The sequence below is a fragment of the Variovorax sp. J2P1-31 genome, from assembly GCF_030317215.1.
In the GTDB taxonomy this organism is placed as follows: Bacteria; Pseudomonadota; Gammaproteobacteria; order Burkholderiales; family Burkholderiaceae_C; genus Variovorax.
The window spans coordinates 191,873-202,092 of record NZ_JASZYA010000005.1 but is presented as its reverse complement, the minus strand read 5'-3'; the positions used below and the strand labels follow the sequence as shown (position 1 = coordinate 202,092).

At 68.3% G+C, this 10,220-nt stretch carries 12 protein-coding genes and 3 tRNA genes; 1 reads left to right on the top strand and 14 read right to left on the bottom strand.

Annotation, left to right across the window (positions count from 1 at the left end; translation table 11 throughout):
- The 12 genes from QTI20_RS29520 to trpE all read right to left on the bottom strand — a co-directional run.
- On the bottom strand, nt 1-106 hold a 106-nt coding region (locus tag QTI20_RS29520), incomplete at its 3' end, for a GTP-binding protein (protein WP_007829589.1).
- A gap of 73 nt (nt 107-179) precedes the next feature.
- A tRNA-Thr gene (locus tag QTI20_RS29515) sits at nt 180-254 on the bottom strand.
- Nucleotides 255-296: 42 nt separating this feature from the next.
- Nucleotides 297-370: transfer RNA gene (locus QTI20_RS29510), tRNA-Gly, on the bottom strand.
- A 66-nt stretch (nt 371-436) separates the two neighbouring features.
- A tRNA-Tyr gene (locus tag QTI20_RS29505) sits at nt 437-522 on the bottom strand.
- Between the two features lie 97 nt (nt 523-619).
- Nucleotides 620-1,339, bottom strand: a complete 720-nt coding sequence (locus tag QTI20_RS29500; RefSeq protein ID WP_286555674.1) for a uracil-DNA glycosylase — start codon at nt 1,337-1,339, stop codon at nt 620-622.
- Nucleotides 1,336-2,136 carry an indole-3-glycerol phosphate synthase TrpC gene (trpC, locus tag QTI20_RS29495; RefSeq protein WP_286555677.1) on the bottom strand — a complete coding sequence of 267 codons (801 nt, stop codon included), beginning with the start codon at nt 2,134-2,136 and terminating at the stop codon, nt 1,336-1,338. The genes QTI20_RS29500 and trpC overlap by 4 nt, the downstream gene beginning before the upstream one ends.
- Before the next feature lie 24 nt (nt 2,137-2,160).
- Nucleotides 2,161-3,183, bottom strand: a complete 1,023-nt coding sequence (gene trpD / locus QTI20_RS29490; protein ID WP_286555678.1) for an anthranilate phosphoribosyltransferase — start codon at nt 3,181-3,183, stop codon at nt 2,161-2,163.
- A gap of 24 nt (nt 3,184-3,207) precedes the next feature.
- On the bottom strand, nt 3,208-3,867 hold the full coding sequence (locus QTI20_RS29485) for a LysE family translocator (RefSeq protein ID WP_286555679.1): 660 nt from the start codon (nt 3,865-3,867) through the stop codon (nt 3,208-3,210).
- 16 nt (nt 3,868-3,883) lie between these two features.
- Nucleotides 3,884-4,942 carry a low-specificity L-threonine aldolase gene (gene ltaE / locus QTI20_RS29480; protein WP_286555680.1) on the bottom strand — a complete coding sequence of 353 codons (1,059 nt, stop codon included), beginning with the start codon at nt 4,940-4,942 and terminating at the stop codon, nt 3,884-3,886.
- Nucleotides 4,943-4,947: 5 nt separating this feature from the next.
- Complete coding sequence (locus QTI20_RS29475) at nt 4,948-5,532, bottom strand: aminodeoxychorismate/anthranilate synthase component II (RefSeq protein WP_286555682.1); 585 nt, start codon at nt 5,530-5,532, stop codon at nt 4,948-4,950.
- Complete coding sequence (locus QTI20_RS29470) at nt 5,529-5,921, bottom strand: GxxExxY protein (protein WP_286555684.1); 393 nt, start codon at nt 5,919-5,921, stop codon at nt 5,529-5,531. The genes QTI20_RS29475 and QTI20_RS29470 overlap by 4 nt, the downstream gene beginning before the upstream one ends.
- A complete protein-coding gene (trpE, locus tag QTI20_RS29465; RefSeq protein ID WP_286555685.1) occupies nt 5,918-7,420 on the bottom strand; it encodes an anthranilate synthase component I in 1,503 nt (500 codons plus the stop codon). Before trpE ends, QTI20_RS29470 begins: the two co-directional genes overlap by 4 nt.
- 337 nt (nt 7,421-7,757) lie before the next feature.
- On the opposite strand from trpE, the gene QTI20_RS29460 reads away from it, so the two are divergent.
- Nucleotides 7,758-8,360 carry a chalcone isomerase family protein gene (locus tag QTI20_RS29460; protein WP_286555687.1) on the top strand — a complete coding sequence of 201 codons (603 nt, stop codon included), beginning with the start codon at nt 7,758-7,760 and terminating at the stop codon, nt 8,358-8,360.
- Nucleotides 8,361-8,367: 7 nt separating this feature from the next.
- On the opposite strand, the gene QTI20_RS29455 is transcribed toward QTI20_RS29460, so the two are convergent.
- Both QTI20_RS29455 and QTI20_RS29450 read right to left on the bottom strand, forming a co-directional pair.
- Nucleotides 8,368-9,039 carry a phosphoglycolate phosphatase gene (locus QTI20_RS29455; RefSeq protein ID WP_286555689.1) on the bottom strand — a complete coding sequence of 224 codons (672 nt, stop codon included), beginning with the start codon at nt 9,037-9,039 and terminating at the stop codon, nt 8,368-8,370.
- 90 nt (nt 9,040-9,129) lie between these two features.
- The gene (locus QTI20_RS29450; RefSeq protein ID WP_286555690.1) at nt 9,130-10,215 is read right to left on the bottom strand and encodes a M14 family metallopeptidase; all 1,086 of its coding nucleotides are present in this window, start codon (nt 10,213-10,215) and stop codon (nt 9,130-9,132) included.
- Between the last annotated feature and the right edge of the window lie 5 nt (nt 10,216-10,220).

The following is a 10,220-nucleotide window of genomic DNA, read 5'->3' as shown; positions in this document are numbered from 1 at the left end:
GCACCGTTGCGATCGCAGCGGTCAGCGTGGTCTTGCCATGGTCGACGTGACCGATCGTGCCCACGTTGACGTGGGGCTTGGTGCGGGTGAACTTACCTTTTGCCATTTTTCGACTCCGAAAAAAACGATATCAACGCGTGCATATGGGGTGCAAAGGCTTCGCTGCAACCCCTGAAAACTGGTGCCCTTTGCGGGAATCGGACCCGCGACCTCTCCCTTACCAAGGGAGTGCTCTACCACTGAGCCAAAAGGGCTTTTATCTAACCAAATCGCATGCCAACCACGAACCGGGCCTCTGGAGCGGGAGACGGGAATCGAACCCGCGTCATCAGCTTGGAAGGCTGGGGTTCTACCATTGAACTACTCCCGCATTCGGGGGCACTGCAAGGCACCCAAAGCGCTCGATCCAATCGCTCTTAGAAACCAAATTCATCGCTGGTGGAGAGGGCTGGATTCGAACCAGCGTACTCGTAAGAGGGCAGATTTACAGTCTGCTGCCATTAACCACTCGGCCACCTCTCCGGCGAACCTCGAAATATAGCACGATTTTGTGACTACACAGAAATCCCAGCGACAACTTGAAGCAGGAACCTCTGCCGAGGTGTGAACCCGTCGATTATCAACCAGTTTTGGCCTCTCCCGACGCCTGCGCCTCACGCCATGCACGGGCTTGGCCAAAATGTCCGCAGCCGATGAAGGGCACGGGCGGCCGCAGCGCGGACAGCGGCGAGGGATGATTCGACATCAGCACCTTATGGCGCGCAACGTCGATCAACGCCCGCTTACTCTGCGCGTGCGCGCCCCAGAGCATGAAAACAACAGGCCGATCGCCCTGCGCCACATGGCGGATCACGGCATCGGTCAGCACCTCCCAGCCCCGGCCCGCGTGGCTGGCCGGCTGGGCTTCCTCGACCGTGAGGCAGGTGTTGAGCAGCAGCACGCCGTGGGTCGCCCACTTCACCAGGCTGCCGCCCGGGTTCGGGAATGGCGGCGGCGGCGTGCCCAGGTCGCGCTGCAGCTCCTTGAAGATGTTGCGCAACGAAGGTGGCAGGGGCACACCCGGCGCCACCGAAAAGGACAGCCCTTCGGCCTGCCCGCGCCCATGGTACGGGTCCTGCCCCAGGATCACCACCCGCACGTCCTCGGGCGGCGTGAGTTCCAGCGCCCGCAGCGGCTGCGGCGGGAAGATCACCGCGCCGGCGTCGAGCCGTTCGCGCAGGAAGGCCTGCAGCTTCTGGCCCGCGGTGCCGGCGAAGAAGTCGTCGACCAGCGGCTGCCAGCCTGGCGCCACGGGCCAGTCGGCGGGATCGCTGCCGGTCAGCTGATCCGGGCCGCTCATTGGAACAAGGCCGCCAGGGCTTCGCCGGGTTCGTCGGCGCGCATGAAGGCTTCGCCGACCAGGAAGGCCTGCACGCCCGCGGCGCGCAGCTGCGCGACGTCGTCGCGCGTGGTGATGCCCGATTCGGTGACCAGGATGCGCTCGGCGGGCACCTTCTCGCGCAACGTCAGCGTGGTCTGGATCGACACCTCGAAGTTGCGCAGGTTGCGGTTGTTGATGCCGATCAGCGGCGTCTTCAACTTGAGCGCGCGCTCGAGTTCGTCCGCGTCGTGCACCTCCACCAGCACCGCCATGCCCAGGCCCAGCGCGATGGCCTCGAAGTCGCGCATCTGCGCATCGTCGAGGCAGGCCGCGATCAGCAGCACCGCGTCGGCGCCCATCGCGCGCGATTCGTAGAGCTGGTAGGGGTCGACCATGAAGTCCTTGCGCAGCACCGGCAGGTCGCACGAAGCGCGCGCCTGCTTGAGGAAGTCGACGCTGCCCTGGAAGAACTGGCGATCGGTGAGCACCGACAGGCAGGCCGCGCTGACCGCGCCATCGCCCTCGGCATAGCTCTGCGCGATGTCGGCCGGGATGAACTCGGCGCGCAGCACGCCCTTGCTGGGGCTGGCCTTCTTGACCTCGGCGATCACCGCGGCCTGGCCGGCGGCGATCTTGCGGCGCAGCGCGCCCACGAAGTCGCGCGTGAGCACGCGGCTCTCGGCATCGAAGCGCACGGCCTCCAGCGGGCTGCGCTTCCTGGCGGCGGCGATTTCCTCGTGCTTGACGGCCACGATCTTGTTCAGGATGTCGGACATGGTTCTTTCTCTCTGCGGTCTTTGTCAGGCGCCCTGCGTGGCGGTGACCAGTTGGCTCAGCTTGGCCTTGGCGGCGCCGCTCGTGATGGCGGCGCGCGACTTCTCCACGCCGGCCGCGATCGAATCGACCACGTTGGCTGCGTACAGCGCCGCTCCGGCGTTGAGCAGCACGATGTCGCGCGCGGCGCCAGGTTCGTCGTCGAGCACGCCGCGCAGCATCGCCATCGACTGCTCGGGCGTCTCCACGCGCAGCGCGCGGTTGCTCGCCATCTGGAAGCCGAAGTCTTCGGGGTGCAGCTCGTACTCGCGGATCTCGCCGTTGCGGAGTTCGCCCACCATGGTGGCGGCGCCCAGCGAAACCTCGTCCATGCCGTCGCGGCCGTAGACCACCAGCGCATGCTCCGCGCCCAGGCGCTGCAGCGCGCGCACCTGGATGCCCACCAGGTCGGCGTGGAACACGCCCATCAGGATGTTGGGCGCGCCGGCCGGGTTGGTCAGCGGGCCCAGGATGTTGAAGATGGTCTTGATGCCCAGTTCCTTGCGCACCGGCGCCACGTTCTTCATCGCCGGGTGGTGGTTGGGCGCGAACATGAAGCCGATGCCCACGTCCGCGATGCACTGCGCGATCTGTTCGGGCTTGAGGTTGATGTTGACGCCCAGCGCCTCCAGCACGTCGGCACTGCCCGACTTGCTGCTCACGCTGCGCCCGCCGTGCTTGCTCACCTTGGCGCCGGCCGCGGCCGCGACGAACATCGAGCAGGTCGAGATGTTGAAGGTGTGCGAGCCGTCGCCGCCCGTGCCCACGATGTCGACCAGGTGCGTGGTGTCGGCCACCGGCACCTTGGTCGAGACCTCGCGCATCACCTGCGCGGCGGCGGTGATCTCGCCGATGGTTTCCTTCTTCACGCGCAGGCCGGTGATCAGCGCGGCCATCATCACGGGCGAGCACTCGCCGCTCATGATGAGGCGCACGATGTGCAGCATCTCGTCGTGGAAGACTTCGCGGTGTTCGATGGTGCGCTGCAGCGCTTCCTGGGGGGTGATCATGAGAGAGGTCTCCTCGAGAGGGAATCAGCGGCCGACGGGCACGGCGGGTGCATCGGTGAACGCGAGCTTGAGGCCGAAGCCGATGAACAGCACGCCGGCGGCGCGGTCGAGCCAGTGCATGCCCTTCTGCACCGCGCCGCGGCGCGCCATCCAGCCCGCGGCCAGCGCCCAGCCGACGTTGACGGGAATGGCGTTGAGGTTGAACAGCACGCCCAGCAGCACGAAGTACAGCGCCGCGTGCTCGGCACCGGGCGCGATGAACTGCGGCACGAAGGCCAGGAAGAACAGCGCCACCTTGGGGTTGAGCACGTTGGTCCAGAAGCCGCCGAGGAAGATCGCCTTGAGGCTGCGTTCCCCGCCTGCGGCCGCCACGGCGTCCAGGTCGGCGGGTGGCTGCGGACGCGACAGCACCATGCGCACGCCCAGGTACAGCAGGTAGGCCGCGCCGATGACCTTGAGCACCGTGAAGGCCGCCGCCGAGGTCGCCATCAGCGTGCCGACGCCGACCGCCGCCGCGACGATGTGGACGAAGCAGCCCGCCGTGATGCCCAGCCCCGCCACGATGCCCGCGCGCACACCGGTGCGCAGCGAGTTCGACACGATGTAGAGCACGTCGGGCCCGGGCGTGAGGTTCAGCAGCCAGCCGGCGGCGATGAAGGCCAGCAGATGGGGGAGATCGGGCATCGCGCGCGCCTCCGGCTCAGGCCTTGAAGAAGGCGCGGATCGTGGCCACGGCCCGGTCGATGCCCGCGGCATCGACATCGAGGTGCGTGACGAAGCGCAAGCGGTAGAGCCCGGTCGCGAGGATGCCCTGGCTGTTGAGACTCGCGAGCAGTTCCGAGGAGCGCGCCTGCGCCGCGCCCCCGAGCTCGACGAACACGATGTTGGTCTGCGGCGCCTCGACCGTCAGGCCCTCGATGCCTTCGAGGCCCTGTGCGAGCCGCTGCGCCAGCGCGTGGTCGTCGGCCAGGCGGTCGATGTGGTGGTCGAGTGCATGCGAGGCCGCGGCCGCCAGCAGGCCGGCCTGGCGCAGGCCGCCGCCCGCCATCTTGCGGATGCGGTGCGCGCGTGCAATGAACTCGCGCGATCCCAGCAGCGCCGAGCCGACGGGCGCACCCAGGCCCTTGCTGAAACACACCGACACGCTGTCGAAGCACTGCGCGATGCGGCGGGCTTCGGCGCGGATGTCGGTGCTGCCGTTCCGTGCCGCCTGCGCGGTCGCGGCGTTGAACAGGCGCGCGCCGTCGAGGTGCCGCTGCAGCCCCTTGCGCTTGGCCAGCTCGGTCGCCGCCTGCACGTAGTCGAAGGGCAGCAGCTTGCCGCCCAAGGTGTTCTCCAGCGCCAGCAGCTTGGTGCGCGCGAAGTGCGCGTCGTCGGGCTTGATGGCGGCCTCGATCTGCGCGAGCGGCAAGGTGCCGTCGGGCGCATGGTCGAGCGGCTGGGGCTGCACGCTGCCGAACACGGCCGCACCACCGCCTTCCCAGCGGTAGCAGTGCGCCTGCTGGCCCACGATGTATTCGTCGCCGCGGCCGCAGTGCGAGAGGATCGCGCACAGGTTGCTCTGCGTGCCCGTGGGCACGAACAGCGCGGCCTCGAAGCCCAGCAGCGCCGCGATCTTTTCCTGCAGCGCGTTCACCGTCGGGTCGGTACCAAAGACGTCGTCGCCCAGCGGGGCCGCCATCATGGCTTCCCGCATCGCGGGCGTGGGCTGCGTGACGGTGTCGCTGCGCAGGTCGACGAGGTGGGTGCGGTCGGTCATGGTGGCTAGTCCAGGAAGTTCTTGAGCATGGCGTGGCCGTGCTCGGTCAGGATCGATTCGGGGTGGAACTGCACGCCTTCGATGCGCACCTCGTGCGCGAAGCCGGTGTGCCGCACGCCCATGATCTCGCCATCGTCGGTCCAGGCGGTGACGGCCAACTCTTTCGGGCAGCTCGCGCGCTCGATCGACAGCGAGTGGTACCGGTTCACGACGAAGCGCTCCGGCAGCCCCGCGAAGACGCCCTCGCGCGTGGTCGTGATCTCGCTGGTCTTGCCGTGCATCAGCTGCTGGGCCCGCACGATCTTGCCGCCGAAGGCCGCGCCGATGGCCTGGTGGCCCAGGCACACGCCCAGGATCGGCAGTTGGCCCGCGAAGGCCTGGATCGCCGCCACCGACACACCCGCTTCGGCCGGCGAACACGGCCCGGGCGAAATCACCAGCCGCGCCGCACCGCCCGCGATGCGCTGGGCGATCTGCGCCACGTCGATCTCGTCGTTGCGCACCACCTCCACTTCCGCCCCCAGCTCGCCGAAGTACTGGACGATGTTGTAGGTGAAGGAGTCGTAGTTGTCGATCATCAGCAGTTTCATGGCTTGCTCACAATCCGGTGCACGCCCTTCACCACGGGAAAGACGTTGAAGTTGATCAGCAGGCCCAGCTTGAGGCCCGACAGCCGCAGCGCGGCCAGCACCTGCGCGCGGTGCAGGTCGGTCAGCACGTCGACCGCCTTGAGCTCGACGATGACCGACTGCTCGATCACGAAGCCCGCACGGTACACCTCGCCCAGCGAACGGCCCTTGTAGCTGGCCGACAGTGCCACGTCGCGCGTGAAGCCGATCTCGCGTTCGGCCAGTTCGATGGCCAGCGCGGCCGCATAGGCGCCCTCGTCGAGGCCGGTGCCGAGCACGCGCTGCACTTCGACCGCCGCGCCGATGATCTCGTGCGAAAAGTCGTTCTGAATATCGGGTGCGGAGCTCATTCCAGGCCTTCCTCGACCAGTTCGGCCGCCCGCAGCAGTGCGCGCGCCTTGGCCTCTGTTTCTTTCCATTCCAGCTCGGGCACCGAGTCGGCCACCACGCCGGCCGCGGCCTGCACGTGCAGCACCTGGTCCTTGACGATGCCGGTGCGGATCGCGATGGCCACGTCCATGTCGCCCGCATAGCTGATGTAGCCGCAGGCGCCGCCGTAGAGGCCGCGCTTGGTGGGCTCGAGCTGGTCGATCAGTTCCATCGCATGCACCTTGGGCGCGCCGGTCAGCGTGCCCGCGGGGAACGTGGCCTTGAGCACGTCGATGGCGGTCATGCCGTCCTTGAGCGTGCCCTCGACGTTGCTCACGATGTGCATCACGTGGCTGTAGCGCTCCACCGCGAAGGCCTCGGTCACCTTCACGGTGCCGGTCTTGGCGATGCGGCCGATGTCGTTGCGCGCCAGGTCGATCAGCATCACGTGCTCGGCGCGCTCCTTCGGGTCGTTGATGAGTTCGACCTCGGCCGCCTTGTCCAGTTCGAGCGAGGCGCCGCGCGGGCGGGTGCCGGCCAGCGGGCGGATGGTGATCTTCTGCTCGCCGTCGTCGGTATTCTCCTGGCGCACCAGGATCTCGGGCGAGGCGCCCACCACATGGAAATCGCCCAGGTGGTAGTAGTACATGTAGGGCGAGGGATTGAGCGAACGCAGCGCGCGGTACAGCGACAGCGGCGACTCGGTGTAGCGCTTGCTGATGCGCTGGCCCACCTGCACCTGCATGAAGTCGCCGGCGGCGATCATCTCCTTGGCGCGCTCCACGGCCGTGATGTAGTCGGCCTTGGCGAAGCTGCGCTCGGCCGGATGCGCCTGCGTGGGCTTCACCACCGGCGCGCTCACCGAGTACTTGAGCTTTTCCTTGAGTTCGCGCAGCCGGCGCTTGGCGTTGGCATAGGCCTCGGGCTGCTTGGGGTCGGCGTAGACGATCAGGTACAGCTTGCCCGACAGGTTGTCGATGACCGCCAGCTCTTCGCACTGCAGCAGCAGGATGTCGGGGCAGCCCAGCGTGTCGGGCGGGCAGCTCTTTTCCAGCTTGCGCTCGATGTGGCGCACGGTGTCGTAGCCGAAGTAGCCCGCGAGGCCGCCGCAGAAGCGCGGCAGGCCGGGCCGCAGCGCGACCTTGAAGCGCTTCTGGTACTCGGCGATGAAGTCGAGCGGGTTGCCCTTCGCGGTTTCGACGACCTGACCGCCCGTCACCACCTCGGTGACGGCATCGGCGCCGAAGCCGCTGGCGCGCAGCAAGGTCTTGGCGGGCAGGCCGATGAAGCTGTAGCGCCCGAAGCGCTCGCCGCCCACCACGGATTCGAGCAGGAAGCTGTGCTTGCCGCCGCCCTCCGAATGGGCCAGCTTGAGGTACAGCGACAGCGGCGTCTCGAGGTCGGCGAAGGCCTCGGCCATCAGCGGGATGCGGTTGTAGCCCTGAGCGCTGAGGCTCTTGAATTCAAGTTCGGTGATCACGGATTCGTTCTCCAGTTGCCTGCGGGCGCGTCTTCGGCCGGCGGCAAGGTCATTCACAGGTGGTCCGGCGTCGTCGAGTATGTGTCGATCCGGAACCGCGGGCGCACGGCGTGCGCCGTGCCATCAAACAGTCAGCGATGGATGGCGACGCCAGGGCCAGGCTCCCCGGCTGCCTTCACCTGTTTGATGGATGTGATGAACGAACATGTTGGCGTGAGTTTAGCCCACGAAAACGGCCGAGGGTGCAAGCGGGGGCTTCAGGGTTCCCCCGGAGCGCGGCCGGAAAACGAAACGATAGATTCGCACGACCGTTCGCAAAAGACCCAGGAGTGCCCTCATGCCCCGTGTTTCGCTCCCCGCCCTGTGCCGCCGGCTCGCGCTGACGGCCTGCCTGGGCCTCGCTGCCGTGGGGGCCGCGGCGGCGCCCGTCGACGTGGCCGGCGTCAAGCTCGACGACCGCCTGGTGCTGGCCGGCAGCCCGCTGCAGCTCAACGGCGCGGGCGTGCGCTACAAGGCCGTGTTCAAGGTCTACACGGCCGGCCTGTACCTGGGCCAGAAGGTGTCCAGCCCCGAAGAGGTGCTGGCCGCGGCGGGACCCAAGCGCGTGGCCATCACCATGCTGCGCGACATCGACGCCAACGAACTGGGCAAGCTCTTCACCAAGGGCGTGGAGGAGAACTCGCCGCGCAGCGAGATGGTGAACCTCATTCCCGGCCTGCTGCGCATGGGCCAGATGTTCGCCGACCAGAAACAGCTCAGGACCGGCGACACCTTCACCATCGACTGGCTGCCGGGCACCGGCACCCTGATCACGGTGCGCGGCGTGCCGCAGCCCGAGCCGGTCAAGGAGCCGGCCTTCTACAACGCGCTGCTGCGCATCTGGCTGGGGCCCAGCCCGGCCGACTGGAAGCTCAAGGACGCGCTGCTGGGCAAGCCGTAGCGCCGGCTCAGGCGGCCGCGAGTTCGGCCAGCGAATCGACGAAGCCGTCGGCGTCCACGCCGCGCACCGGCTCGCCGTGGTTGTAGCCGTAGCTCACCAGCACCACCGGGCAGCCCGCGGCGCGTGCCGCGCGCGCATCGTTGCTCGAGTCGCCGACCATCAGCGTGCGCGCGGGCACGGTGCCCAGCGCCTCGCAGGTCTTGAGCAGCGGCAGCGGGTCGGGCTTCTTGCGCGCGAAGGCATCGCCGCCGAACACCTGCTCGAAGAAGCCGTCCAGCCCCTTGGCCGCGAGCAGCGGCACGGCGAAGGCCTGGGGCTTGTTGGTCAGGCAGGCCAGCCGCAGGCCGCGTGCGCGCAGCGCCTGCAGGCCGTCGATCACGCCCGCGTAGAGCGCCGAGTGCTGGCCGTTGATCGCGATGTAGTGGTGCTGGTAACGCGCGAAGGCGTGCGCGTAGCGCGCCGCCTCCGCGCCCACATGCGCGAGCACCGACTGCACGAGGTGCTCGGAGCCCTTGCCGACCATCTTCTCGACCGCCTGCGCGTGGACGGCCGGCAGGCCGAGGTCGACCAGCATCGCATTGAGCGCGGCGACGAAATCGCCGAGGGTGTCGACCATCGTGCCGTCGAGGTCGACGATGGCGGCATCGAAATCCGAGAGGTTCAGGCGTGGAGCGTTCAAAGCGGGCCGATCGAGTTCAGGACGTGAAGCGGCGCAACACCGAAAGACGTTGCGCGTGGAGCCCGCATTTTCGATCAGCGCGTCGCCGGCTCAGTGGCGCATGCCGCACAAGGCCTGCAGCACCGCGGTCCGGGCCTGCCCCAGCACCATGCCGCGCCAGTCGTCGGCGTCGCCGTAGAAGGCCTCGCGCATCGCGGCCTTGACGGCGACGACCTCTTCGGCCGACGCATCGCCCTGGCGGCGGTTCAGCCAATGGTCGCCGCGCACCGCGTCGAGCACCGGCAGCACGGGCACGGTGCCGTACTCCAGCGCCACGCTGGCCTGTTCGGCGCCGGGGCAGGCTTGCGCCAGCAGCAGGCTGATCGGTCCGCTGACCGGCGCGGACTTCGAGGTGGTCTCGCTGAGCGAGAACACGTCGGCGCCCCAGCAGCGGCGCGCGAAAGGCAGCTCGGCCACGGCACCGGTATGGATTTTCTCCGCGTGGCCGCGCGGCCCCAGGCCGGTGTGGATGTCGAGCCAGACCACGCTGCGCTTGCCGCGGCCGTGCGTCTGCAGGATCTGCTGCAGCGTGCGCAGGCTCCAGGCCCGTTCGGCGCCGCCGTAGAACATGCCGTCGGGATGGTCGTACTGGCCCAGCGTGACCGCAAACTGGTAGGCCTGCTCGCCGCGCTCGCGGATGAAGTCGGCCAGCGCCTGGCGGTTGGCCTCGGTGGGCGGCCATTCGGCGGGCAGCAGCAGGTCGTGCAGTTCGGCATAGCCCGGATTGGCCGGGCGCGGGCGCGCGAAGTCCACGCAGTTGCGGTTGAGGTCGATGTTGTCCTCGTTGACGCGCCGCAGGTGCGAGAAGCCGTAGGGGTTGACCGCATGCACCAGCAGCAGCGCGATGCCCTCGGCCGCGAGCCGGCCGTGCAGTTCGGTGTCGTGCAGCAGCGCGACCTGGCTGCCCGAGCCACAGAAGCCTTCGGGGCCGTGCGTGCCGGAAGTCATCACGATCAGGCGCGTCGCATCGGCCGGGCCGAGCACGGTGGCGTCCATCGACAGCGCTTCGCCCTGCGCGCCCAGGTGGCCTTCGAGCACATGGGTTTCGAGCTCGGCGCCGGCGGCGCGCACGCCCGCGCGGAACTTGGCGCGCGCGTCGTCGTAGGTGCTGCCGAAACATTCGGTGGTGGTGGGCATGGGGT

Coding starts and splice junctions, on each gene's coding strand:
- QTI20_RS29500 (WP_286555674.1), bottom strand. CDS start 1,339: ATGAGCGGCCCGGATCAGCTGACCGGCAGCGATCCCGCCGACTGGCCC.
- trpC (WP_286555677.1), bottom strand. CDS start 2,136: ATGTCCGACATCCTGAACAAGATCGTGGCCGTCAAGCACGAGGAAATC.
- trpD (WP_286555678.1), bottom strand. CDS start 3,183: ATGATCACCCCCCAGGAAGCGCTGCAGCGCACCATCGAACACCGCGAA.
- QTI20_RS29485 (WP_286555679.1), bottom strand. CDS start 3,867: ATGCCCGATCTCCCCCATCTGCTGGCCTTCATCGCCGCCGGCTGGCTG.
- ltaE (WP_286555680.1), bottom strand. CDS start 4,942: ATGACCGACCGCACCCACCTCGTCGACCTGCGCAGCGACACCGTCACG.
- QTI20_RS29475 (WP_286555682.1), bottom strand. CDS start 5,532: ATGAAACTGCTGATGATCGACAACTACGACTCCTTCACCTACAACATC.
- QTI20_RS29470 (WP_286555684.1), bottom strand. CDS start 5,921: ATGAGCTCCGCACCCGATATTCAGAACGACTTTTCGCACGAGATCATC.
- QTI20_RS29460 (WP_286555687.1), top strand. CDS start 7,758: ATGCCCCGTGTTTCGCTCCCCGCCCTGTGCCGCCGGCTCGCGCTGACG.
- QTI20_RS29450 (WP_286555690.1), bottom strand. CDS start 10,215: ATGCCCACCACCACCGAATGTTTCGGCAGCACCTACGACGACGCGCGC.